Origin of the sequence: Saccharothrix mutabilis subsp. mutabilis, assembly GCF_039521145.1 — a bacterium.
Taxonomy (GTDB): Bacteria; Actinomycetota; Actinomycetes; order Mycobacteriales; family Pseudonocardiaceae; genus Actinosynnema; species Actinosynnema mutabilis.
Genome location: NZ_BAAABU010000003.1, coordinates 202,838 through 226,670, shown reverse-complemented (window position 1 = coordinate 226,670; position 23,833 = coordinate 202,838). Strand labels below are relative to the sequence as shown.

Genomic DNA, 23,833 nt, shown 5'->3' with positions numbered 1-23,833 from the left:
TTCAGACCTTGGGCACGCGCACGATCAGGGCGTCGCCCTGACCGCCGCCGCCGCACAGGGCCGCCGCGCCCACGCCGCCGCCGCGGCGCTTGAGCTCCAGCGCGAGGTGCAGCGCGATCCGGGCGCCCGACATGCCGATCGGGTGGCCCAGCGCGATGGCGCCGCCGTTGACGTTGACCTTGTCCTCGGAGATCCCGAGCTGCCGGGTGGAGACCAGGCCGACCGCGGCGAAGGCCTCGTTGATCTCGACCAGGTCCAGGTCGGCCGGGTCGATGCCCTCCTTGGCGCACGCGGCCTTGATGGCGTTCGCGGGCTGCTCGTGCAGGCTCGCGTCCGGGCCCGCGACGACGCCGTGCGCGCCGATCTCGGCCAGCCAGGTCAGGCCCAGCTCCTCGGCCTTGGCCTTGCTCATCACGACCACGGCCGCCGCGCCGTCGGAGATCTGCGACGCCGAGCCCGCGGTGATGGTGCCGTCGGAGGCGAACGCCGGGCGCAACTTGGCCAGCGTCTCCGCGGTGGTGTCGCCGCGCACGCCCTCGTCGGTGCTGAACAGGACCGGGTCGCCCTTGCGCTGCGGGATGGAGACCGGGGCGATCTCCTCGGCGAAGGTGCCGTCGGCGATGGCCTTGGCGGCGAGCTGGTGCGAGCGCGCGGAGAACGCGTCCTGCTCCTCGCGGGTCAGGCCGTAGCGGGAGTTGTACTTCTCGGTCGAGGCGCCCATCGCGACCTGGTCGAACGCGCAGAACAGGCCGTCGTGGGCCATGTGGTCCTGGACGGTGACGTCGCCGAACTTGAAGCCGCCGCGGGACTTGGGCAGCAGGTGCGGGGCCTGGGTCATGGACTCCTGGCCGCCCGCGACCACGATGTCGAACTCGCCGGCGCGGATGAGCTGGTCGGCCAGCGCGATGGCGTCGATGCCGGACAGGCACACCTTGTTGATGGTGAGCGCGGGCACCGACATCGGGATGCCGGCCTCGACCGCGGCCTGGCGGGCGGGGATCTGGCCGGCGCCCGCGGTGAGCACCTGGCCCATGATCACGTACTGGACCTGCTCGGGCGCGACGCCGGCCCGCTCCAGCGCCGCCTTGATCGCGACGCCGCCGAGCTGGGCGCCGGAGAAGTCCTTCAACGATCCGAGCAGTCGCCCCATCGGGGTACGGGCCCCGGCGACGATGACGGAACCGGACACATCGGCCTCCACGAGCATGTGTAAGCGGTTGTTAACTCGTCACGATACCCAGGGTTACCCGAGGGTAAGTCTGTGAGACGAGGCACAGCCCACCCTGCACCGATTCCGGTCCTACCCTCGTTGCCATGCAAGAACAACTCCGCGGTTTCGTCACCGCCATCGACCACGTCGGGATCGCCGTGCCGGACCTCGACGCCGCGATCGCGTTCCACCGCGAGAACCTCGGCCTGGAGGTGGCGCACGAGGAGGTCAACGAGGAGCAGGGCGTGCGCGAGGCCATGCTCCGCGCGCCGGGCGACACCGGCTCGGGGACGGCCGTCCAGCTCCTGGCCCCGCTCACGCCGGAATCCACGATCGCCAAGTTCATCGACCGCTCGGGCCCGGGCCTACAGCAGCTGGCCTACCGGGTGTCCGATGTGGACGCCGCCGCGGCGGCCCTGCGCGCGAAGGGCCTGCGGTTGCTGTACGAGACGGCCAAGCGCGGCACGTCCAACTCCCGGGTGAACTTCATCCACCCGAAGGACGCGGGCGGCGTGCTGGTCGAACTGGTCGAACCGGCGGAATCTCACTGAAGGGCGGTGGCCACGAAGGCGAGTTCCTGGTCCATCCGGTCGTCCTCCGGCGTGTGCCGGGCGACCGAGTGCCGGTAGCTGACGGCGAGCGCGACCAGCGCGGACGCGCTGTCCACGTCCTTCTTGGCCACCGCCGCCCCACCGGCGGCGAGGATCACCTGCCGGATCTGCGCGGCGACCAGCTGGTACCGGGCGTGCAGGGCGTCCCGCACGTCCTGGTGCGTGTCCGCCTCGCGCCACAACAGGTGGCTGAGCAGCGGAGACGCGTTCAACCGGGCGTCCAGCGCGGCGACGAGCCGCCGGAGGCTCTCCGCGATGTCGCCCACGACCACGACCCGCCGTTGGTCCACGGCGCCGTCGGGCAGTCGCTGCACGAGCGCGGCCAGCAGGTCTTTCTTGCGGCGGAAGTAGTAGTGCACGAGGCCCTTGGGGACCCCGGCGCGTTCGGCGATGCGGGAGGTCGGCGTGGCGTCGAAGCCCGACTCGGCGAACAACTCCTCGGCCGCGTCCAAGATCCTCTCCCTGGCCGACGAGTCCTCTGCCAACGCGTGCCGCCTTTCACGGATCGAGCGTGCGAGGCCGCCCGGGCGGACGACCTCGCTCGTTGCCAACCTAGTGCGAACCCGCCAGGCCCGAGTGGGCCGCGTTCGCCGCCGGCACCGCCATCGCACCCATCGCGACGGTCAGCACACCACCGACCCAGGACACCCACGACGCCGCCATCAGGTCGCTGTAGCCCATCACCCACGGGGAGATGAACAGCAGCGCACCGAGCAGCATCTGGAACCACTCGCCGTACACCATGGCGGGCATCGCGAGCGACGCGAGGCCGTCGATGGCGATGAGCGCGCCGAGCACGATCATCGTCCACATGGCCGCCGTGGACGTCTCCACCACGAGCGGCGACAGCAGCACCAGCGCGCCGATTGCGACTTCGGCCCAGTCCTGCCACCTGGTCCACGCCTTGGTCATGACCTGCACCTCCGTCCTGTGAAGCGGACACCACCGATGCTCCGCTTGGTTGGCCGCCCGGTCAAGGTGGACCGATCGGGTGCAACACCAGTGCAATGCCTCACAGGTCCGGTTCTGAATCGGTTACCGGTGGGTAACCTCCGGCAACCTGCGTGGACCTGCGTCCAACGCCACAATCCCGGAGCATCACCCATTGGGAGGCACACGCCGTGCAGAAGATCCTCGACGCGATCCTCGCCGACGAACTGGACGCGGTCGGATCGCTTGACGTACCGGAGACCTACCGCGGCGTCACCGTGCACGCCGACGAGGTCGAGATGTTCCAGGGCCTGGCGACCAAGGACAAGGACCCCCGCAAGTCGCTGCACGTCGACGAGGTCCCCGTCCCGGAGCTGGGCCCGGGCGAGGCCCTGGTCGCCGTCATGGCGTCCGCGATCAACTACAACACCGTGTGGACCTCGATCTTCGAGCCGCTGTCCACGTTCGGGTTCCTCAAGCGCTACGGCAAGAGCTCGCCCGAGGCCGCCAAGCACGACCTGCCCTACCACGTGGTGGGCTCCGACCTGGCGGGCGTCGTGCTGCGCACCGGCCCCGGCGTCAACGCGTGGAAGGCCGGCGACCGGGTCGTCGCGCACTGCCTGGACGTCCAGCTGGAGCACCCGGACGGCCACAGCGACACCATGCTCGACCCCGAGCAGCGCATCTGGGGCTTCGAGACCAACTTCGGCGGCCTCGCCGAGATCGCCCTGGTCAAGGCCAACCAGCTGATGCCGATGCCCGACCACCTGTCCTGGGAGGAGGCCGCCTCCCCGGGCCTGGTCAACTCCACCGCCTACCGCCAGCTCGTGTCGGTCAACGGCGCGAACATGAAGCAGGGCGACACGGTCCTGATCTGGGGCGCGTCGGGCGGCCTGGGCTCCTACGCCACCCAGTTCGCGCTCAACGGCGGCGCCACCCCGATCTGCGTGGTGTCCTCGCCGGAGAAGGCCGAGATCTGCCGCAAGATGGGCGCGGAGCTGATCATCGACCGGTCCGCCGAGGGCTACCGGTTCTGGAAGGACGAGCACGAGCAGGACCCGAAGGAGTGGAAGCGCCTCGGGGCCAAGATCCGCGAGCTGACCGGCGGCGAGGACCCGGACATCGTGTTCGAGCACCCCGGCCGCGAGACGTTCGGCGCGTCGGTGTTCGTGACCAAGAAGGGCGGCACGATCGTCACCTGCGCGTCCACCAGCGGGTACATGCACCAGTACGACAACCGCTACCTGTGGATGAGCCTGAAGCGGATCATCGGCTCGCACTTCGCGAACTACCGCGAGGCGTGGGAGGCCAACCGCTTGATCGCCAAGGGGAAGATCCACCCGACACTGTCCAAGGTGTACTCGTTGGACCAGGTCGGCCAGGCGGCCTACGACGTCCACCGCAACGCCCACCAGGGCAAGGTCGGCGTCCTGACGCTGGCGCCCGAGGAGGGCCTGGGTGTGCGCAACCACGAGAAGCGCGCGCAGCACCTCGACGCGATCAACCGTTTCCGGGGCGTCTAAAGGGAAAAGTCCGGCCGTGCGGGTGGCGGGGTGCCACTCGCGCGGCTGGAACGGGTAGCGTGCACGTCATGGGCCTCGCCGACGACCGTGACCTCGTCCCCCTGGGATCCGGCTTCGACATCGTCAAACGCGGCTACGACCGCGCGCAGGTCGAGGACCACCTGGAGCGCCTCGACGCGGACCTGCGGCTGCTCGCGGCCGACCGGGACGCGGCGGTGTCGCAGACCAACGACCTGTCCCGCCAGCTCGAAGCGGCCCGCTCGGAGATCGCCGAGCTGCGCGGGCAGGTCGAACGCCTGTCCCTGCCGCCCACCACGCTGGAGGGCCTGAGCGAGCGGCTGCAGCGCATGCTGCGCCTCGCGCAGGACGAGGCCAACGAGATCAAGGCGCGCGCCGAGGCCGAGGGCGGGCACATCCGCGCCAAGGCCGAGGCCGACGCGGCCGTGCTGCGCACGAGGTACGAGAAGCTGATCGCCGAGCTGGACCAGCGGCGCACCGAGATGGAGGCCGAGCACCGGGGAGTGCTGGAGAAGGCGCGCGCCGAGGCCGACCGGATCGTGGGCGAGGCGCGCGACGCCGCCGCCAAGCTCGACGAGGAGTCCCTGCAGCGGCGGACCACCGTCGAGGAGGACTTCGAGATCGCGATGGCCGCCCGGCGCGTCGAGTCGATGAAGCTGCTCGCCGAGCAGGAGGCGGCGTCGAAGGGCGAGGCGGACCGGCGGGTGCGCGAGGCGGCCGAGGAGGCCGCGCGGGTGCGCGCCCAGATCGCCCAGGAGCAGGCGGCGTCCAACGCCGAGGCCCAGCGCCTGGTCCGCGAGGCCACCGAAGAGGCGAACCGCCGCCGGCACGACTCGATCAGCGAGGCGACCGCGCGCGTGCAGGAGGCCACCGACGAGGCCAACCGCCGGGTGCGGGAGGCGACGGAGGAGTCCAACCGCCGGGTCACGCAGGCGACGCAGAAGGTCGAGGCCCTGCGCCAGCTGCGCAACCGCCTGTCCCAGCAGCTCCACTCGGTCCGCACGGCCCTGCACGAGGTCGTCCCCCTGCTGGACCCGCTGGAGGAGGAGAAGCCCCAGCCGGCCCAGGTCACCCAGCCGGTGGCTTCCGAGGCCCCCACGCAACCCGAGGACGCCCCACCGGCCGCCGCTGCCGCTCAGCCGACCGCCGGCCAGCCCGCCGCCCAGCCGGCCGCCGCTCCAGCCCCCGCGGGTCAGCCCGCCGCCCAGCCGCCGGCAGCCCAGCCCGCGCAGGCAGCTCAGCCCAAGCCCCAGTCGCAGCCCCAGTCCCAGCCCCAGTCCCAGTCGCAGTCCCAGTCGCAGCCCCAGTCGCCGCAGAGCCCGGACGGTCCGACCCAGAAGATCGCCCGCCCGACCCCGCCCAAGGCCCGCTCCGGCAAGCGCTAGGAAGCGGCCCCGCCTACACCCCGACCCGCCGCCGCCAGTCGTCCACCGCACGCGCAAACGCTTGCGGCACCTCGACCGGCGTCAAGTGCCCCGCGTCGGCTAGCTCCACGTAGGTCGACGCGGGCAGCACGTCGGCCAACTCCCGCGCGGCGGTCGGCGGCGTCAGCGTGTCCTGGGCCCCCACCAGCACCAACGCCGGCATGTCCACCCCCGCCAGCACGTCCCGGGAGTCCGGCCGCGCCGCCATGGCCCGCTGCGCCCACGCCACCTCCGCCGGTTCCCGCGCCAGGATCAGCTCCCGCACCCGCTCGACCACGCCGTCCGCCGGCGCGGCCCCGACCAGCCCGCCGAGCACGGTGTCCGGCACCCACTCGACGCCCTCCTCCTCGACCCGCCGCGCCATCGTCAACCGGTTGGCCCGCGCCTCCTCGCCGTCCGCCGTGAACCGCGTGTCCGCGAGCACCAGCCCGGCCACCCGCGACGGGTCGCGCCGCAGCAGCGCCATCGCGACGTACCCGCCCATCGAGCACCCACCCAGCACCACCCGCTCCAGCCCGCGGGCGTCCAACTCCCCCAGCACGTCGTCCGCGAGGACCCCCAGATCGGCCTCCCGGCCGCGCCCGCGCAGCTCCGGGGTGATCGGGTGGAGCACCTCGCGCACCCCGTCCCACATGCGCGGATCCAGCGGGAACGCGTGCAGCAGCACCAGCGGCAAGTGATCCATGCCCGAAATTGTCGGTCCCCCTCGCTACCTTCGTCACATGACCTCGAACCCGGAAGAGATCCGCACCGAACGCCTGGTCCTCAGGCGCGTCGGGCCGGGTGACCTGCGTGCCGCGATCGCCGTCCTGTCCGACCCGGAGACCAGCCACCACGACCAGTCCGGTAAGCCGTCCGCCGCGGAGACGGCCGACCTGCTGGCGCGGTGGCGGGCGCACTGGGTGCACGAGGGCGTCGGGTACTGGGCGGTGGTGCTGCCGGAGACCGGGGAGGTCATCGGCTTCGGCGGGCTGCACCACCACGAGCTGGACGGTGAGCGGACGCTCAACCTGTCCTACCGCCTGCGGCCCCGCCACCGGGGCCGGGGCTACGCGCCCGAGATGGCCCGCGCGGCCGTCGAGTGGGCGCGGCGCGAGCGTCCGCACCGTCCGGTGGTGATCATCACCGACCCCGGTGACAAGCCCTCCCAGCGCGTCGCGGAGAAGCTGGGCTTCGCGCACGTGGGCGCCGGTGTCACGGCCGAGGGGCCGGTGTTGGTCCACCGGCGTCAGGGGGTGGTGGCGATGACAGCCTGACGCTTCTCGCAGGGGCCGGACCAGGTGCGCGGCAGCGGTGTGGGCACCTCGGGCAGGGCCGTGGACACGATCGCGTCGAGCACTTCGTCGGACTGCCCGACGAAGAGGTGCTTGGCGCCGGGGAAGTCGATCACGTCCGCGGTCGGCAGGTCCACACCGAACCGCCGCCTGGCCTCGGTCGGGGGCAGGTAGTCGTCGTGCTCCGGCACGAGGCACACCACCCGCTTGTCCACCCAACGCACCAGGTGTTCCGGCGTGCTCCAACGCAATGGAGGTGAGATCAGGATCGCTCCCACAACCCGCGGGTCACACCCGTGCATCAAAGCGAGATCCGTGCCGAAGGACCACCCGACCAGCCAGACGTCGGGCAGTCCGCGGTCGGCGACGAACGCCAGCGCGGCGGCGACATCCAGTCGCTCGCCCCTGGCGTTGTCGAAGCTGCCCTCACTACGGCCGGCCTCGCTGGCAGTGCCACGCGTGTTGAACCGCAACACCGCCGCCCCCGCCAACGCGGGCAACCGCCATGCCGCCTTGCGCAGCAGGTGGGAATCCATCATGCCCCCGTGCGTGGGCAACGGGTGCAGCATCACCAGGGTGGCCCGCGGCGCACGGTCCGCCGGCATGGCCAACTCCCCGACCAGCCGCAACCCGTCCGAGGTGACCAACGTGACACCCTCCCGCCGAGCAGGGAGGACGGTGTTCCCGGTGATCCGCACACCCTCACTCACAGCAACAACCCCAATCACCCCATCGTGCGACATACAGGATCCGCGACCAAACCCCACCTCGCGCGTCCCGTAAACAAGGAGCGCGGGCAACGGCAGACCTGAACCCCGCCCACCGGCCAAGCCACCGCTCACCCCGGCCCGCCGCCAACCCAAGCCCACCACCGGCCCGCCCGCCTGCCGCCAGCCCGCCCACCACCGGCCCGCCTGCGCGCTGGCCCGCCTGCCGCCAGCCCGCCCGTGCGCTGGCCCGCCTGCCGCCGGCCCGCCCACCACCGGCCCGGCCACCGCCGGCTCGCCTGCCGCCGCAGCCCGCGCGGTCACCCGGCACCCACCACCCGCGGCCCTCTGCGTGCTGCGCGCGGGTCACCATCGCCGCGACGTGGGCCCGCGCCTCCCCCGCGACGCCCAACAGCCCTGGTGCCAGTGCCGCCGGTCCTCGATCGACCCGTAGTCGCCCGCCGGCCACGCCACCACGTGCGGCGTGCCCGGTCGGATCTCGTGGTCGCACCCCGGGCACCGGTAGGTCTTCGTGGTCGCCGCGCCGGACACGTTGCGCACCAGCCACTCGCCGTCCGCCGCGCTCTCCGCACGCGCCCAAGCGCCGCCTCCGGGCGGGCTCGGCTCTGCGGGGCGGTGGGGGCGGTTGCGGCGCGGCACGAGGTCCCAGGGTAATCAAGGTGTTGACTGTGATCCCTTACGGTCCATGGCGTGAACAAGTGGCAGCAGGGTGTCGTGACCACCGTCCTCCTCGCCGAGATGGCGGTGTTGGCGATGCCCGCCATCCGCGCCGGCGGCGGTTCGGGTTCGGGCGCGGGGCAGGGGCTGGCGCTCGGCGGACGCCCCGGCATCCTGATGGCCGCCAGCACGATCCTGCTCGTCACCGCCGGCGCGGCGCTGGTCACGGCGTGGCTCCGCCCGCAGGCCCGCACCTGGCTGGCCACCTTCTCCGGCGCGCACGCCGCCGCGGCCGGCATCGGCTGGGCCCACGGCCTGCCGCTGCTCACCCTCGTCTCGGGCCTGGCGGCGGCCCTGGTACCCGCAGTGGTGCTGCTGCCCGCGAAGCGGTCACAATAGGGCCGTGCCGACCTACGAGTTCCGTTGCAAGGCGTGTGGAGCCACGTTCGACGTCAAGCGCTCGATGAGCGAGGCGTCCGACCCCGCCCCGTGCCCGCAGGGGCACGAAGACACCGTCAAGCTCCTGTCCATGGTTGGGCTGGCGGGCAAAGCCTCCCAACCGGCTCCCCAGGGCGGAGGGTGCTGCGGCGGCGGTTGCTGCGGCTGACCTGGCCGGCGAACGACCAGCGGGCCGGCGAACGTGACCAACGGGCCGGCGAGCGCGACCAACGGGCCGGCGAACGACCAGCGGGCTGGCGAAGGCGGCCAGCGGGTGAGCGAATGACCTGCGGGCTGGCTAGCGGACGGGCCGGCTAGCGGATCGCTGCCGGGGCGGAACGGGCGAATCGCCCGAACCGGGCGCGACGCGAGCAGCCAAGCGGGCGAGCAGCCAAGCGAGCCAGCAGCCAAGCGAGCCAGGAGCAAGCGGGCGGATGGCCCGCAGCCTGCCGGTTGCGGCGGGTGCGGGCCGTCCGGTCGCAGTCGCGTGGCGGTGGTCAGCCCTTGGGTTCCTTCGCCAGCAGGACTTCGGCGACCTTCTTGCCCTGGTCGCAGATCGCGCCGAACCTCGCCGAGCCGTCGATCACGATGATGCCGATGCCGCCGCCCGCGTAGTCCATCACCAGCACGCACGACGGCTGCACCGACGTGTCCGTCGTCCGGTCGAAGTAGGTCAGCTTCCGGCCGCCCACGTCGAACGAGCCGTTGCTGGTGTCCAGGGAGATGGGACGCCCGCCGCGGAAGCGCAGGGTCACGCCGACGTCCAGCTTGTCGACGCTGGTCTGCCACTTGCACGACTGGTCGAACGACGGGTCGTAGCCGGTTTCCGTTGGGGGCGCCGCCTTGTCCCGGACGTCGTACGGCAGGTCGCGCCAGGTCAACAGCTTGCAGATGTCGCCGACGTTCCGGTCCGGCTTCGGGTTCGACGCCGACGTCGGGTTCGACGTCGGCGTCGGCGGAGCGGACGAGAAGGGCGGGTCGACGTCCAGCACGCCGGCCACCGGCGTGCCGTTCACCTTGTAGGCGCAGCCGGACACGCCGAGCGCCGCAACCAGGAGCGAGAGAACCAGACGCCGCATGGGCACCACGATGCCAAACGCGCGCAACCGCCCGGAACTCAGGTGTAGTCCCGGAACCCCTTGCCCGTCTTGCGACCCAGTCGCCCGGCCGTCACCAGGTGCTCCAGCAGCGGCGCGGGGGCGAAGCCGGCCTCGCGGAACTCCAGGTACAGGGTGCGTTCGATCGCCAGCGACACGTCCAGGCCCACGACGTCCAGCAGTTCGAACGGGCCCATCGGCAGGGAGCAGCCGACCTTCATCGCGTTGTCGATGTCGTCGGCGTCCGCGTAGTGCGCCTCCAGCATCTTCACCGCGTCGTTGAGGTACGGGAACAGCAGCGCGTTGACGATGAAGCCGGCCCGGTCGCCGCAGTGCACCGGGACCTTGCCCAGGTCCAGGCAGACGCGGCGGGCGGTGGCGACGACGTCGGCGGAGGTGGCGATGGTCTCCACGATCTCCACCAGCTTCATCACCTGCGCCGGGTTGAAGAAGTGCAGGCCCACCACGTCGCCGGGGCGCGAGGTCGCCGCCGCGCACTCGATCACCGGCAGCGAGGACGTCGTGGTCGCGAGCACCGCACCGGGCTTGCAGACCTCGTCCAGCGCCTGGAAGACCGCCTTCTTGATCTCCAACTCCTCCGCCACGGCCTCGACCACCAGGTCGCAGTCGGCGAGGTCGGCGAACTCGACGGCGGGGGTGATGCGGGCCAGCGTGGCGTCGCGGTCGGCCTCGGACAGCTTGCCGCGCGACACGGCCTTGTCCAGCGACTTGCGCACCTTGCCGACCGCGCCCTCGGCCTTGTCCTGCGACCGGGCGCGCAGCACGACGTCGTGGCCGCGCTTGGCGAACACCTCGACGATGCCGGTGGCCATGGTGCCGGTGCCGATGACGCCCACCCGCTGCACCTCGCGCGTCGGAACGTCCGAGGACGCGGCGGCGGGGGTGAGCGCGTCGGGCACGACGTTGGGCGAGTCGGGGCCGTCGTAGGTGTAGAAGCCGCGCCCGCTCTTGCGGCCCAGCAGACCTGCGGTGATCATCTGCTTGAGCAGCGGCGCCGGGGCGTGCAGGCGGTTGCGGGACTGGTGGTACATCGTGTCGAGGATCTCGTACGCGGTGTCCAGGCCGATCAGGTCGAGCAGCGCCAGCGGGCCCATCGGGTAGCCGCAGCCGTAGCGCATCGCCGCGTCGAGGTCTTCCCTTGTGGCGTAACGGGATTCGTACATGCGCACGGCGTGGTTGAGGTAGCCGAACAGCAGCGCGTTGGCGATGAACCCGGCGCGGTCGCCGATGACGACCGGGGACTTGCCCAGGCTCTCGGCGAACGCGACGACGTCGGTCACCACGTCCGGCTCGGTGACGACCGTGCGCACCACCTCGACCAGCTTGAGCACCGGCGCCGGGTTGAAGAAGTGCATGCCGACGACCTTGCCGGGCCGCCCGGTGTGGACGCCGATCTCGGTGATCGACAGCGACGACGTGTTGGACGCGAACACCACCTCGGGGCGGCAGATGCGGTCCAACTCGGCGAACACCCGCGCCTTGAGGTCCATGCGCTCGGGGACGGCTTCGATGACCAGGTCCACGTCGGCGAGCGCGTCGAGGGACGTGGCGTAGCTGATGCGGCCGAGGAGTCCGGTGCGGGCGGCCTCGTCGAGCTTGCCCTTGGCCACCGCGCGGCTGGTCGAGTGGTCGAGGTGACCGCGACCGCGGGTCAGGCCCTCCTCGTCCACGTCCACCGCGACGACAGTGAGGCCGGTCCGGGCGAGTACTTCGGCGATGCCGGCGCCCATCGTGCCGAGGCCGACGACTCCCACCGTGCTGAACTGGCGCGTCACTGCGATACCTCCCACTCTGCGGAGTGGCTACCGGACGGTAACTTGCGCCCGACTATCCCACGGCGGTCACGCTTCGTTCGCGTGAGCTTCACCATCGGTATCGAGCAAGAAACCGGTCAAGACCCGTCTCAACAGCTCATTCGTCGAAGCCGCGAGCGGCGAGGTCCTCCACTCTCCGCACCGCTTCGGCGGCGTCGGCGCCGGACGCGACGACCTCGACGGACGCCCCGCCGGGCGCGCTGAGACCCATGAGGGCGAGCACGCTGGCGGCATCGGCTTCCGCGTCGCCGAACCGCACCACGACCCGCGCGTCCAGCCCTGTCAGGGACCGCGCGACGAGTGCGGCGGGCCGCGCGTGCAGGCCGACCTCGTTGGTCAACACGACCCGCGCCCGAACCTCGCCGGTCCCGCCGGTTCCGGAGCCGGTTCCGGATTCGGAGCCGGTTCCGGAGCCGTTGGCGGAGCTGGTCCAGCCCGCTTCCGCGGCGGCACGCGTGGCGGCCGTGGCCACCGCGTCCAGGGTCGCGTTCCCTTGGGCCGCAACGGCTGCCGCCACCGCCCCCTCCACCAGCGGGGCGTCCACCACGCGGACCTCGGTCCCGGCCTCCTCCGCCGCCATGTCGGCGACCATGCGGGCGCTGCCCAGGTCGTACAGGACCACCACGCCCGCCGCGCCGGCCCGCGCGACGGCCTCCGACACGGCCAGGAAGTCCGTGCCCAACCCGCCGGCGCCGTCACCGCCCGCCGGCACGATCGTCACGTCCGGGGCCATCTGACCGGCCAACTCCGCCACGCCCTCGGCCAACCGCCGGCTGTGCGACACGACCACCAGGCCGATCACCGCGCGCTCCCCGCGAACGTCCTCAGCAACAACGCCGTCGAGCGCGCGCCGGGGTCCAGGTGGCCGGCGCTGCGTTCGCCCAGGTAGGACGCGCGGCCCTTCCGCGCCACCAGCGGCACGGTCGACTCCGCGCCCTGTTCGGCCGCTTCCGCCGCCGCCGACAGGACGGCGGCCACGTCACCACCCGTCACGGCCACCGACTCCGCCGCCGCCACGGCCGGGGTCAACGCGTCGACCATGGTCTTGTCGCCCACGACCGCCTTGCCGCGCGCGACCACGCCCTCCAACGCCGCCTGCAAAGCCGCTGCCGCCAAAGGAGGATCGAGTTCGGCAGCGTCACCCACGGCGGCAGCCGCGCGGAGGAAAGCCGTGCCGTACAACGGTCCCGCCGCGCCGCCCACCGTGGAGATGAGCGTCGAGGCGACCAACTTCAATACAGCGCCCGGGGACGCCGCCTCGACAGTGTCCAGTTTGGACACCAGAGCGGTGAAGCCGCGGGTCATGTTCTCGCCGTGGTCGCCGTCGCCGATCTCGCGGTCCAGCCGGTTCAGCTCGTCGCGGTGTTCGGCGATGACGCGCGCGGCGGCGCGCAGGGCGGTGGCCACGCCCTCTGCGGTGCACGTCGCCATCACAGCCCCCAGCGCAGGGCGGGCGTGTGGACGGGGGCGTCCCACAGGTCGATCAGCTCGTCGTCCAGCCTCAGCAGCGTGAGGCTCATGCCCTGCATCTCCAGGCTGGTGATGTACGGGCCGACCAGCCGCCGCTCCACGACGATCCCGCGCTCGGCCAGCAGCCGTTCCGCGATGCCGTGCGCCAGGTACAGCTCGATCAGCGGCGTGCCGCCCATGCCGTTGGTGAACAGCAGCACCCGGTCGCCCTCGGCGAACGGCAGGTCCTCCAGGATCGGGTCCAGCAGCGCGGGCACCAGCTCCGACGCCGGCCCCACGGGCACCCGCTGCCGGCCCGGCTCGCCGTGGATGCCGATGCCCAGCTCCATCTCGTCGTCGGCCAGCGTGAAGCTCGGCTCGCCCGCGTGCGGCACGGTGCACGCCGACAGCGCCAGGCCCATCGACCGCACCTGGCCGATCACCTTGCGCGCCAACGCCTCGCAGCCGTCGAGGTCCACGCCGCGCTCGGCCGCCGCGCCGACGAGCTTCTCCAGCAGGACGGTCCCGCCGACGCCACGCCGACCCGCCGTGTAGAGGGAGTCCTTCACGGCCACGTCGTCGTCGATCACCACCGACCGGACCTCGACGCCGTCCAGCGCGGCCAGTTCGGCGGCGGTCTCGAAGTTCAGCACGTCACCGGTGTAGTTCTTGACGATCAGCAGCGCCCCCGCGCCGCCGTCCGTGCGCGCGATGGCCGCCTGCACCTGGTCCGGTGTGGGTGAGGTGAACACCGCGCCGGGGCAGGCGGCGTCGAGCATGCCGCGGCCGACGAACCCGCCGTGCAGCGGCTCGTGGCCCGACCCGCCGCCGGAGATGATCGCGACCTTGCGCGGCACCGGCGCGTCCGCCCGCACGACGACGGCGGGGTCGTACTGGACGTCCAGCAGGTCCGGGTGCGCGGCGGCCATGCCGCGCAGCGCGTCCGCCACCACGGTCGCCGGATCGTTGATGATCTTCTTCATGGTGACCTCCCTCGCCGATGGTCACCCCATTCCTACCCCACCCGAGGGGGAACGGCCCGGCCGGAACCCTCAGCGCCCGTAGAGGAGCCGCACCAACCGCAGCACGTGGCGCATGGTGCGCGAGCCGCGGTCGTAGGTCATCGGGTTGAGCAGCCCGCCGAACTTCTTGCGGGTCACCGAGTGCGCGTAGGTGAACTCGCGCAGCCCGTCCTCGCCGTGGATGCGCCCGAACCCGGACTCCCCCACCCCGCCGAAGGGCAGCCCCGGCACGGACGCGTACGCGAGCACCGAGTTGATCGACACCATGCCGCAGCGCAGCTTCGCCGCGATCTCCTCGCCCCGGTTGCGCGAGAACACCGTCGCGCCCAGCCCGTAGGCCAGGGAGTTCGCCTTGCGCACGGCCTCGTCGGCGTCGGCCACGCGGGTCACCACCAGCGTCGGCCCGAACGTCTCGTCGGTGACGGCGGTCGAGTCGTCCGGCACGTCCACCAGCACCACGGGCTCGACGTACGGCGGCCGGATCGACTCCAGCCCGCCGACGACCGCCTTGCCGCCCTTGTCCAGCGCGTCGGCGACGTGCGACTGGATGACGTCCACCTGCTTGGGCATGGTGATCGGCCCGAAGTGCGCGTCGGGCTCGCCGCCGGGCCGCAGCTTCTTCGCCTTCTCCACCACCAGCTTGACGAACTCGTCGTACACCGCGCCGGCCACGTAGACCCGCTCGACGCCGGCGCACGTCTGCCCGGAGTTGAAGATCCCGCCCCACACCGCGCCGTCGGCGGCGGCCACCACGTCCGCGTCCTCGGCGACGATCAGCGGGTCCTTGCCGCCGCACTCGACCAGCACCGGCGTCAACGTCGCCGCGCACGCCGCCATGACCTTCTTGCCGGTGGGCGTGGACCCGGTGAACGCGAGCTTGTCCACGCCGGACCCGCACAGCGCCGCGCCGGTCGCGCCGAACCCGGTCACCACCTGCAGCACCGGGTACTCCGGGACCACCTCGGCGAACGTGTCCTCCAGGAACACCCCGACCCCGGGGGTGAACTCGCTGGGCTTGAACACCACCGCGTTGCCCGCCGCGAGCGCGTAGGCGATCGACCCCATGGGCGTGAACGCCGGGTAGTTCCACGGCCCGATCACGCCGACCACGCCCAGCGGCCGGTACTCCAGCGACGCCGAGTGGTTGTACATCAGCATGCCCGGCGACACGCGCCGCTTGCCCAGCACCTTGGGCGCCTGTTTCGCCGCCCAGTGCAGGTGGTCGATCACCAGGGCCAGCTCGGTCCGCGCGTCGTCGGCGGACTTGCCGGTCTCCGCGCAGATCAGCCCCTGGAACTCGTCCAGCCGCTTGACCAGCACCTTCCGCCACGCGTCCAGCCGCGCCTTGCGCCCGTCGAAGCCCAGCTCGGCCCAGAACGACGCCGCCGTCCGCGCGCGCTCCACCGCCGCCCGCACCTCCTGCTCGCCGTGCACGGGGTGGTGGGCGATCACCTCCCCGGTGCGCGGGTCGAGCGAGGCGAACCGCTTCTGCTCGTCCTCGGCCCGCAGCGGCGTGGTGGGAGCGGTCTGCGTCATGGGGAGCCCTCCAAGGTGCGCGAAGGTGTTACTGGAGAGTAACGGGTAATCGGCGATCCCGTCAGCCCCCGTTCAGACTCCCCGATCAGGCCTTGGGCAGCTTGGGCAGGACGCCCTTGGCGAACGCGACGGCCGCCGCGCACCGGTCGAACTCCGACTTCTTCGGGCCCGCCGACTTGACCTCCACGACCTCGCCGTCGTCGCCCGAGTCCAGCCGGTGCACCCACTTGACCGTGCACGACGGGAAGGCGCCGGTGTTGTCGAGCTGGTAGCCCTTGACCCCGCCGAGGTCCACGTCGGTCTGCTTGTCGTCGAACTTCCGGTCGTCGGGCACGTAGGTCGAGCGCAGGTCGAAGGTCAGCTCGCGGTCGTCGCCCACCCACGAGCAGCTGTGCAGGCCGTACGGGTACTGCCGGTGGGACGCGGTCGCCGCCGCGTCGACCACCGCCTTGTCGGGCAGCGTGCACGGATCCAGCGTCACCAGCGAGTCCTTGGCCGGGTTCCGGACCGCGCCGCGCTCGCGGATGGTCTTCAGGGCGCCTTCCATGACCTTGCGGCCAGGGGCGCACGCGTCGCCGTCCTTGTAGCCGATCTGGACGGTGATGCCCAGCGCCGGCTTCTCCTGGGTGATGACCGAGACGAAGCAGGCGTCGTTGTCGAGGGTCTGCTCGTAGCTCTTGAGCCCGGCCAGCGTCTTGTCGGCGTTCTTGGCCTCGCTGGTCATCGTCTGGCCGACCTCGATGGTCACGGCCAGGTCCTTGCCCGCCTGGTCCTCCATGAAGTTGGAGCAACGGCTGAACCCGGTCGCCGACACCTGCCCCGGCTTGCCGACCTGCTCCAGCAGCTCGCGGTCCAGCAGCTCGCACGGGTTGACCAGGCGCAGCTTGTCCGGGGCGAACGCCGCGTCCACCGGCTTGCCGTCGGCGGGGGTGGTCGGCTGGGTGCCCGACTCGGACACCGCCTCCGCGTTCGCCTTCACGGTCGAGCGCGGGTACGGCTTGTGCTTGGCGAGGTCGCCGCCGGCGGCGCAGCCGGCGACGACGAGGAGCGCGCACAGGACGGCGACGAGTCGATGCACGAAGTGCACGGTAGCGATCGGCTGCGCCATCCGTGGCGGGAACCCTGTGTTCGACCTCACCACGGCCTTCGGAAACGATCCAGATGATCGACTCGCTGTAACAGGTGGAAGCCACAGAGAGAGGAGCACCGAGTGCGCGAGCGCATCCGACGCGCGGTCCGCCGGTTCGACGCCTGGACGGTCGAGGCCTTCAACCCCGTCGCCTTCAACCCCGTCGCCTTCAACCCCGTCGCCTTCAACCCCGTCGCCCACGCCCCGGCCCGCCGCCGGCGGTGACTACACCCGGTCGCCCGGTTCGGGGTCAGCGTCGACCTCGTCGGGGACGACCACCGGCCGCAGGAACCCCCACAGGGCGAACGCCGCGGCCAGCGCCACCATCCCGATCCCGGTCCACAGGTTGATGTTCAGCCCGTCCGCGCGGGCCAGGTCGGCGTCGTCGGTGAAGCCCACCCCGACCACCGCCAGGACCACCCCGTAGACCGCGAACAGCGTCGCGATCACCAGCCGCAGGTCGAACAGACCGGCTTTGCGCACCATGACGAACCCTCCCGGTCGACGTCAGCCGAAGACGATGTTGAGCACGACGGTCAGCACCAGCACCCCGACGCCCAGCAGCGCCGGCGAGCGGTACCAGCCGGCGTCCTCGCCGGTCGCGGAGTGCCGGCGGTCCTCCTTGGGCGTCATGCTCCAGACCAGCCCGACCAGCCGTTCCCGCGGCACCGGCCGCGTGAACAGGGTGACCGCGACGCTGACCACGATGTCCACCACGAACGCCGCGCCCGCGCCGACGAAGCTCGCGCCCTGGCCCGGCAGGTCCACCACGCCGGTCTCGGCGAGCACGAACACCACGACGGCGGCCAGCGTGCCCGCGACCAGGCCGGCCCAGCCCGCCGCCGCGGACATCCGCTTCCAGAACATGCCCAGGATGAACGTGGCGAACAGCGGCGCGTTGAAGAACGAGAACAGCGCCTGGATGTAGTCCATGATGTTGCCGTAGCCGGCGGCCAGGAACGCGGTGCCGATGGCGACCAGCGTGCCGCCGATGGTGGCCAGCCGGCCGATCCGCAGGTAGTACTCGTCGGGCCGGTCCTTGCGGACGTAGTCCTGCCACAGGTCGTAGGTGAAGACCGTGTTGAACGAGGACACGTTGGCCGCGACGCCGGCCATGAACGACGCCAGCAGGCCGGTGATGGCGATGCCGAGCATGCCGTTGGGCAGCAGTTCGCCGATCAGCGCGGGCAGGGCGTTGTTGTAGACGATGCCGGAGCTGCCGTCGCCGGCCTTGAGCGCCGCGAGTTCGGGCACCACGACGGCGGCGATGATGCCCGGGATGATGATCACGAACGGGATCAGCGCCTTGGGGTAGGCGCCGATGATCGGCGTGCGCCGGGCGGCGGACATGCTCTTGGCCGACAGCGCGCGCTGCACCTCGGCGAAGTTGGTCGTCCAGTAGCCGAACGAGAGCACGAAGCCCAGGCCGAACACGATGCCGATGACGCTGAGCACCGGGTTCTGGATGCCGGTCAGCTCGGTCGCGGGCCACGCCGAGAGCTGCTCGGACCCGCCCGGCCCGGCGGTCACCTTGTCCACCAGGCCCTGCCAGCCGCCGACCTTGTGCAGGCCGACGATCGTCAGCGGCAGCAGCGCGGCGACGATGACGAAGAACTGGAGCACCTCGTTGTAGATCGCCGCGGACAGGCCGCCGAGGGTGGTGTAGGTGAGCACGATCGCCGCCGCGATGACCACCGACAGCGGGATCGGCCAGCCGAGCATGAGGTTGAGCAGGAACGCCAGCGCGTACAGGTTGACGCCCGCGATCAGCACCTGGGCGGCGGCGAAGCTCAGCGCGTTGACCAGGTGCGCGCCCTTGCCGAAGCGGCGGCGCAGGAACTCGGGGACGCTGCGGACCTTCGAGCCGTAGTAGAACGGCATCATCACCAGGCCGAGGAACACCATGGCCGGGATCGCGCCGATCCAGTAGTAGTGCACGGTCGCCATGCCGTACTGCGCGCCGTTGGCCGCCATGCCGAGCAGCTCGATCGCGCCGAGGTTGGCGGAGATGAAGGCCAGGCCGGTGACCCACGCGGGCAGCGAGCGGCCGGACAGCAGGAAGTCCAGGCTGGAGGACACCGAGCGGCGGGCCAGGAAGCCGATGCCCAGCACGAACGCGAAGTAGATCGCGAGCAGCGCGTAGTCCAGCGGCCCGGCGTCGAGCCGGAGGTCTGCCTGAGCGAGCACGGGCACCGTCGCCCACCTCCCCAATCAACAAGGTCGAACAACACCGGACACTACCGCACACCCGATCAGCCGACCGTAGTGCACCGCAGTGGATCTCGCCGATCTGAACTACCCACGCCCAAACCCCGTAGTCCCGGGCGTGACCCCAACAGGTGAAGCGACGGCGTACGGCGTCGACTACACGGCCCGAGAGCTGATGCCGTGGGAGCTGTCCGAGTACACCCGGACCGGCGGCTACGACCTGCGGTTCCTGTTCAGACCCATCGGCTACCCGACCAACCCGGGCTGCGTCAGCCACCAGCCGGGCGCGCTCGCGCGGCACCGCGCCGCCGGGCGGTTGGTGCTGCTCTACCACCGACTGGGTGATGCCGACGGGCGCGGCGGGAAGGACGCGGGGTACGGGCACGCGCTGGCCGCCGTGACCGACGCGGCGACCGAGGGCTACCCCGACCACCTGCCGCTGGTGTTCGTGCTGGCGGCGGTGCCGGGCGTGCCCTGGTCACTGGCCGCGCAATACCTGGAGGGGGCGGCGGCGGTGGCCGGGTTCGAGCGCACGTGGTGCGCGGGGCCGCCGGACCTGGTGCACGCGTTGCAGGCGCGGTCGGCGGCGGCGGGGTACGTGCTGCACGGCCCGGCCGGCGCCATGCGCGAGGGCATCGCGTTCCGCCGGTGGACCGACCGCCGGGTGTACCCGGGCCGCATCGACGCGGGACTGGTCACCGCGCACGTGGACCTGGCCGGGTTCGAGCGCTACCGGGTGAGCACGAACGGCGTCTCGGCGTAGAACGGGCCGGCGGTGGCGCCGATGAAGAATTGGGCGCCGGGCGGGGAACCGCCGAACGACTCGGGCACCTTCACCGCGATGTCGACGAACCGGCCGGCGGCGTCGGTGGTGGCGTCACCGACCCGTTCCCCGTGGAACGTGAACACCACTCGGGTGTGCGCGGGATACCCCTCACCACTGAGCCGCACCTCGCCACCGGCCTTGCCGGCCAACGGCTGCGCCGCGAGGTGGGCGGGCGCGACGGCCGCGGAACTGGACCTCTGCGCGAGCGGCGGGAGCGGGTCCTCGGCGGCACAGCCGGACGCGAGGAGGACTCCGGGAAAGATCAACACGACCCAACCGGATCTTCGTCTTCGTCTTCGCACGGCGGACGCTCCAGGGGGATTTCACCGGGGGATGTGCAGCGTATATCGCACGATTCCCCGTGCCACGCGCCCGAACGGCCGATGTGCGCGCGAGCGACGAGCCGGTGTCGCAAAGATGCGGACACCGCGCGACCGTCAGGACGCCGGCGACCCGGCCGAGTAGGCGAACCAGTACACCCCGCGCCCGCCGACGACGACCAGCCGGTCCGGACCCACCCACCGGACGGCCTTCAACTCCCCGTCGAGCCGGAACTCGGCGACCACGCGCCCGTCCCGGCTGTCGTGGACCCGCAGCACCCGGTCCTCCGACGAGGTCGCCAGCATCGTGCCGTCCGGCGACCAGGCCAGGTCCTCCGACGACCACGGCCACTCAAGCCCGCCGAACCCCCGGTCCACCTTCCAGGTGGCCGTGTCCACCATGTGAAGGGTTGGTCCCGACCTGACCAGCAACCGGCCGCCGTCGGGCGACACGAGCACCCCCTGCACCTCGCCGGGCAGGCGGCAGGACGCGATCGGCGCCCAGGTCCGCGGGTCCGCGACGCGCAGCCGGTCACCGCGGCTGAGCGCGACCCACGAACCGTCGGGCGCCAACTCCCCGTAGATGCTCGTCCGCGACCGTTTCCCGCGCTTGCGGGCGAGGGCCCTGCGCAGCTTGCCCGGTTCGGCGGGCGGCCCCGCCACCGGCCGCAACTCCTCGCCGACCTCGACGAAGGTGGGCGGCGCCCAGGTCGAGACGTCCCACAGGCCGGCGGTGTCCGTGGTCGAGTCGGTGGCCAGCACCAGGTTGGCCCGCGACGCGGCGGCGTCGAGCGACCACGTCGAGGGCAGCGCCAGCGAGCGCGACGCCTGCCAGTTGTCCGAGCGGCAGACGATCATCCCCGACAACTTGTCGATCACCAGCGTGTCCGACCCCAGCGCGGTCATCGCCCACACCACACCGGTGTAGCGCAGCTCCGCCACGACGGCCGCCGTGGCGGGGTCGTAGACCACCACCGACACGTCGTCGGACACCGCGAGCCACGACCCGTCCGCCGCCGCGGCGCACAGGTCCGGCTGGGCCGTGCCGCGGGTGGGCGCGTCGCCACCGCCGGCGTGGTCGGGGTTCCACAGCCGCACCGTCGCGTCACCGCCGAGGGAGACCAGCACCCCGTTCGGGGTCACGGCGAGATCCTGGACCGAGCCCGCGTGCGCGGCGATCCAGGCCGTCGGCTGCCAGCCGGCCGTGTCCCACAACACGATCAGGCCGGTCTCGTCACCCGTGGCCAGCGTGCGCCCGTCGGGGAGGAACACGGCCGCGGACAGGTTCGGGTGGTAGTGCAGGACCACCGGGGGTCGGGCGGGCTCCGCCAGGTCCCACACCAGGAGCCCGTCACCGGTCGGGACGGCGACGCACCGGCCGTCCAGCCCCACCACCGGCGTCCCCGTGGCCCGCTGCGGGTCGCAGCGGGCCACGGGGACGCCGGCGTCGAGGTTCCAGACCTTCAGGCCCTCGTCGTCGGCCGTGAGCACCTGCCCGTCGTCGAGGCTGACGCAGTGCTCGGTCCCGGGAGGCGTCTTGAAGGTCCGGACCGCCCGGCCCGTCCCGACGTCCCACACGACCAGCTTGTCGTCGCCGATCGTGACGAGCGTCTTGTTGTCCGCCGTGAAGCAGCGCAGGTCCGGCCCGTGGGCGCCGTGGCGGAGCACGGTGGTCGAGGGTTCCCACGTCGTGGTGTCCAGCAGGAGCGTCGTGTTGGCGCGGCCGTCGACGGCCAACGTCCGCCCGTCCCGCGACAGGGCGCAGGTGTCCCCGGAGAACGGGCTCACGGTGCGCGGCACGACCCGCAGGAGCCGACCGGTCCCGGGGTGCCAGACCCGGACGCCGTCACCGCCCGCGGTCGCAAGCCACGTCCCGTCGGGGGCGCAGAAGACGCGTTCGGTGTAGTCGTCGTGGCCGACCAGGACCCGGTTGAGCGCCGGGTCGGGGAGGTCGGGCAGCGGGCGCCACGGGGTGAGGCGGGGGTGGCCGGCCACCTCGGCGAGGGCCGCCGCGCGCAGCTCGTGGAAGGCAGGCAGGTCGGGCAAGCGGTGGGCCAGGGCGTTGACCACCGCGTGGTCCAGGTCGCCGGGGACCAGGAGGTGGCCGATCCGGTCCAGGACGCGGGCCAGTTCGCCGGCCAGGGGTGTGGCGACCAGGGCCAGGTCCTCCGCGACGGCGACCGGGCCCAGTCGCCGGAGCTTCCCGGTCACCCAGCCCGGTGTCGTGGCCAGCTCCGCCAGTTCGGTGCCCCGGCCGGCGCCGTTGAGGTGGTAGCCCAGCCACCGCCACAGGTACTCCGCCGACGTGGGCAGCGCCCACCACGAGCCGGGATCGGGCAGGGCCGCGGCGGCGCGGTCCAGCAGGTCGCGGTGCAGCGCGGTCAGGCGGTCGGGGCCGCACTCGTGGCGCAGGTAGGTCCGGATCACGTCGTGCAGGCGGATCCTGGTGCCGCCGCGCTCGACCAGGGACAGCTCCACCAGTTCCTGGCACAGCCGTTCGCTGTCGTCGGCGGACAGGCCGGCGGTGGAGTGCCACAGCAGCGCCACGACGTCGGGCGGGACCTCGGTGTCCTCGGGGAAGATCGCCAGCTCGATGGCCCGGTCGCGCCGGTCGCCCAGCACGCCCAGCGAGGACTCCAGCGTGGCGGCGACCGTGCGCTCCCGGCCCGCCGGATCGGCGACGTCCAGCGCGGTGGGTCCGACGTCGCCGAGGCGGCGCACCAGGCGTTCGGCCGCCTGCGCGATGTCACCGCCGTCGCGGGCGGTCCGGCGCAGCGCGGAGTTGGCCAGCCGCAGCGCGAGCGGCCAGCGGCCGGTGCGGTCCAGCAGCCGCTCCCGCAGGTCGTCGGGCAGCTCCCCGAGCCCGCCGACCAACAGGTCGCGGGCCTGCGCCGGGTTCATCTGGTCGACCCTGATCGTCTGCGCCTCGGCGGCGGCGAGCAGGTCGGGCACGCGGGTGGTCACCAGCAGCGTGCAGGTGCGGGCGGCGTCCAGGAACGGCCGGAGCTGCTCGCTGGTCCACACGTCGTCCACGACCAGCAGCGGCGGCGGCTTGCGCGCGGCGAGCGCGCCGCCCAGGTGCAGACCGGCCTGCTCGGGGCTGGTGAAACCCGGCCGGCGGCCGGTCACCTGCCCGATGACGTCGTTGACCGCGTCGGCGAGCGCGGCACCCCGCATCTCCTGGCCCACGGTCACCCAGTACTGGTCGGGGAACAGCTCCCGCACCTCGGGCAGCCGCAACACCCACGCGGCGAGGGTCGTCTTGCCGAACCCGCCCGCCCCGGCCAGCGTCGTGGTGATGCCCACCCGTCCCCGGCCGCCGGAGGACAACGCCCGCACGATCTGGTCGGTCAGCTCGGGCCGGGGCACGAACCCGTCCACCCGGGCGGGCACGACCGCGCCGCCGGGCCGCTCCCGCCGCGGCGAACTGCGCCAGACCTCCAGGGCCACCCAGACCGCGGCGAGCACCGCGAGGACGGCGAACACCACCCAGCTCCACCCGGACGTCAGCAGGTTGACCGTGACCGCCACGCCGATGCTGACCACGGTCACCGCGCCGGCCGCCCACGTCTGCCGCTGCACGCGCCCTCCCCTCCCC

25 protein-coding genes are annotated in these 23,833 nt (G+C 72.3%); 8 read left to right on the top strand and 17 right to left on the bottom strand.

All coding sequences use genetic code 11. The features are described 5' to 3' along the window. Position 1: 1 nt before the first annotated feature. Entirely contained in the window at positions 2-1,189 is a 1,188-nt protein-coding gene (locus ABD126_RS08750; protein WP_343933192.1) for an acetyl-CoA C-acetyltransferase, read from the bottom strand. 125 nt (positions 1,190-1,314) lie between these two features. Between ABD126_RS08750 and mce the strand changes: the two genes are divergently transcribed. Further along, positions 1,315-1,761, top strand: a complete 447-nt coding sequence (gene mce / locus ABD126_RS08745; protein WP_343933191.1) for a methylmalonyl-CoA epimerase — start codon at positions 1,315-1,317, stop codon at positions 1,759-1,761. Here the strand turns inward: mce and ABD126_RS08740 are convergent. After that, positions 1,755-2,306 (bottom strand): TetR/AcrR family transcriptional regulator, encoded by a 552-nt coding sequence (locus ABD126_RS08740; RefSeq protein WP_343933190.1) that lies wholly within the window; start codon positions 2,304-2,306, stop codon positions 1,755-1,757. The genes mce and ABD126_RS08740 overlap by 7 nt on opposite strands. 67 nt (positions 2,307-2,373) lie before the next feature. Beyond that, positions 2,374-2,733: an SPW repeat domain-containing protein gene (locus ABD126_RS08735; RefSeq protein WP_343933189.1), complete on the bottom strand. Its 360-nt coding sequence runs from the start codon at positions 2,731-2,733 to the stop codon at positions 2,374-2,376. A 209-nt stretch (positions 2,734-2,942) separates the two neighbouring features. Between ABD126_RS08735 and ccrA the strand changes: the two genes are divergently transcribed. Beyond that, positions 2,943-4,274: a crotonyl-CoA carboxylase/reductase gene (gene ccrA, locus ABD126_RS08730; RefSeq protein WP_343933188.1), complete on the top strand. Its 1,332-nt coding sequence runs from the start codon at positions 2,943-2,945 to the stop codon at positions 4,272-4,274. A gap of 68 nt (positions 4,275-4,342) precedes the next feature. Next, positions 4,343-5,677, top strand: coding sequence for a chromosome segregation protein (locus tag ABD126_RS08725; RefSeq protein WP_343933187.1), 1,335 nt, complete (start codon positions 4,343-4,345; stop codon positions 5,675-5,677). 13 nt (positions 5,678-5,690) lie between these two features. On the opposite strand, the gene ABD126_RS08720 is transcribed toward ABD126_RS08725, so the two are convergent. Further along, positions 5,691-6,401: an alpha/beta fold hydrolase gene (locus ABD126_RS08720; RefSeq protein WP_343933186.1), complete on the bottom strand. Its 711-nt coding sequence runs from the start codon at positions 6,399-6,401 to the stop codon at positions 5,691-5,693. Positions 6,402-6,438: 37 nt separating this feature from the next. On the opposite strand from ABD126_RS08720, the gene ABD126_RS08715 reads away from it, so the two are divergent. After that, positions 6,439-6,972 carry a GNAT family N-acetyltransferase gene (locus ABD126_RS08715; RefSeq protein WP_343933185.1) on the top strand — a complete coding sequence of 178 codons (534 nt, stop codon included), beginning with the start codon at positions 6,439-6,441 and terminating at the stop codon, positions 6,970-6,972. Here the strand turns inward: ABD126_RS08715 and ABD126_RS08710 are convergent. Both ABD126_RS08710 and ABD126_RS08705 read right to left on the bottom strand, forming a co-directional pair. Next, positions 6,945-7,700, bottom strand: coding sequence for an alpha/beta hydrolase (locus tag ABD126_RS08710; RefSeq protein ID WP_343933184.1), 756 nt, complete (start codon positions 7,698-7,700; stop codon positions 6,945-6,947). The genes ABD126_RS08715 and ABD126_RS08710 overlap by 28 nt on opposite strands. A 363-nt stretch (positions 7,701-8,063) precedes the next feature. Continuing rightward, positions 8,064-8,357, bottom strand: a complete 294-nt coding sequence (locus ABD126_RS08705; protein ID WP_343933183.1) for a hypothetical protein — start codon at positions 8,355-8,357, stop codon at positions 8,064-8,066. Between the two features lie 51 nt (positions 8,358-8,408). On the opposite strand from ABD126_RS08705, the gene ABD126_RS08700 reads away from it, so the two are divergent. Both ABD126_RS08700 and ABD126_RS08695 read left to right on the top strand, forming a co-directional pair. After that, positions 8,409-8,774 (top strand): hypothetical protein, encoded by a 366-nt coding sequence (locus ABD126_RS08700; RefSeq protein WP_343933182.1) that lies wholly within the window; start codon positions 8,409-8,411, stop codon positions 8,772-8,774. A 4-nt stretch (positions 8,775-8,778) separates the two neighbouring features. Then, on the top strand, positions 8,779-8,982 hold the full coding sequence (locus ABD126_RS08695) for an FmdB family zinc ribbon protein (RefSeq protein ID WP_343933181.1): 204 nt from the start codon (positions 8,779-8,781) through the stop codon (positions 8,980-8,982). 328 nt (positions 8,983-9,310) lie between these two features. On the opposite strand, the gene ABD126_RS08690 is transcribed toward ABD126_RS08695, so the two are convergent. The 7 genes from ABD126_RS08690 to ABD126_RS08660 all read right to left on the bottom strand — a co-directional run bounded on the left by ABD126_RS08690 (position 9,311) and on the right by ABD126_RS08660 (position 16,830). After that, positions 9,311-9,892: a DUF3558 family protein gene (locus ABD126_RS08690; RefSeq protein ID WP_343933180.1), complete on the bottom strand. Its 582-nt coding sequence runs from the start codon at positions 9,890-9,892 to the stop codon at positions 9,311-9,313. 38 nt (positions 9,893-9,930) lie between these two features. Beyond that, a complete protein-coding gene (locus ABD126_RS08685; RefSeq protein ID WP_343933179.1) occupies positions 9,931-11,706 on the bottom strand; it encodes a 3-hydroxyacyl-CoA dehydrogenase family protein in 1,776 nt (591 codons plus the stop codon). Positions 11,707-11,842: 136 nt separating this feature from the next. Continuing rightward, the gene (gene dhaM, locus ABD126_RS08680; RefSeq protein WP_343933178.1) at positions 11,843-12,547 is read right to left on the bottom strand and encodes a dihydroxyacetone kinase phosphoryl donor subunit DhaM; all 705 of its coding nucleotides are present in this window, start codon (positions 12,545-12,547) and stop codon (positions 11,843-11,845) included. After that, a complete protein-coding gene (gene dhaL / locus ABD126_RS08675) occupies positions 12,544-13,176 on the bottom strand; it encodes a dihydroxyacetone kinase subunit DhaL (protein ID WP_343933177.1) in 633 nt (210 codons plus the stop codon). Before dhaL ends, dhaM begins: the two co-directional genes overlap by 4 nt. Continuing rightward, positions 13,176-14,177: a dihydroxyacetone kinase subunit DhaK gene (gene dhaK, locus ABD126_RS08670; RefSeq protein ID WP_343933176.1), complete on the bottom strand. Its 1,002-nt coding sequence runs from the start codon at positions 14,175-14,177 to the stop codon at positions 13,176-13,178. Before dhaK ends, dhaL begins: the two co-directional genes overlap by 1 nt. Before the next feature lie 69 nt (positions 14,178-14,246). Then, entirely contained in the window at positions 14,247-15,752 is a 1,506-nt protein-coding gene (locus ABD126_RS08665) for an aldehyde dehydrogenase family protein (RefSeq protein ID WP_343933175.1), read from the bottom strand. Between the two features lie 85 nt (positions 15,753-15,837). After that, the gene (locus ABD126_RS08660) at positions 15,838-16,830 is read right to left on the bottom strand and encodes a DUF3558 domain-containing protein (RefSeq protein WP_343933174.1); all 993 of its coding nucleotides are present in this window, start codon (positions 16,828-16,830) and stop codon (positions 15,838-15,840) included. 132 nt (positions 16,831-16,962) lie between these two features. On the opposite strand from ABD126_RS08660, the gene ABD126_RS08655 reads away from it, so the two are divergent. Then, complete coding sequence (locus ABD126_RS08655; protein ID WP_343933173.1) at positions 16,963-17,106, top strand: hypothetical protein; 144 nt, start codon at positions 16,963-16,965, stop codon at positions 17,104-17,106. On the opposite strand, the gene ABD126_RS08650 is transcribed toward ABD126_RS08655, so the two are convergent. Together ABD126_RS08650 and ABD126_RS08645 are read right to left on the bottom strand one after the other, a co-directional pair. Continuing rightward, entirely contained in the window at positions 17,107-17,367 is a 261-nt protein-coding gene (locus ABD126_RS08650; protein WP_343933172.1) for a hypothetical protein, read from the bottom strand. 21 nt (positions 17,368-17,388) lie between these two features. Then, a complete protein-coding gene (locus ABD126_RS08645; protein WP_343933170.1) occupies positions 17,389-19,074 on the bottom strand; it encodes a sodium:solute symporter family protein in 1,686 nt (561 codons plus the stop codon). Between the two features lie 133 nt (positions 19,075-19,207). Here ABD126_RS08645 and ABD126_RS08640 point away from each other — a divergent pair, with 133 nt between their 5' ends. Then, entirely contained in the window at positions 19,208-19,852 is a 645-nt protein-coding gene (locus ABD126_RS08640; RefSeq protein WP_343933169.1) for a hypothetical protein, read from the top strand. Here ABD126_RS08640 and ABD126_RS08635 read toward each other — a convergent pair. Next, the gene (locus ABD126_RS08635; protein ID WP_343933168.1) at positions 19,819-20,184 is read right to left on the bottom strand and encodes a hypothetical protein; all 366 of its coding nucleotides are present in this window, start codon (positions 20,182-20,184) and stop codon (positions 19,819-19,821) included. The genes ABD126_RS08640 and ABD126_RS08635 overlap by 34 nt on opposite strands. A gap of 168 nt (positions 20,185-20,352) precedes the next feature. Continuing rightward, a complete protein-coding gene (locus ABD126_RS08630; protein ID WP_343933167.1) occupies positions 20,353-23,817 on the bottom strand; it encodes an NB-ARC domain-containing protein in 3,465 nt (1,154 codons plus the stop codon). Between the last annotated feature and the right edge of the window lie 16 nt (positions 23,818-23,833).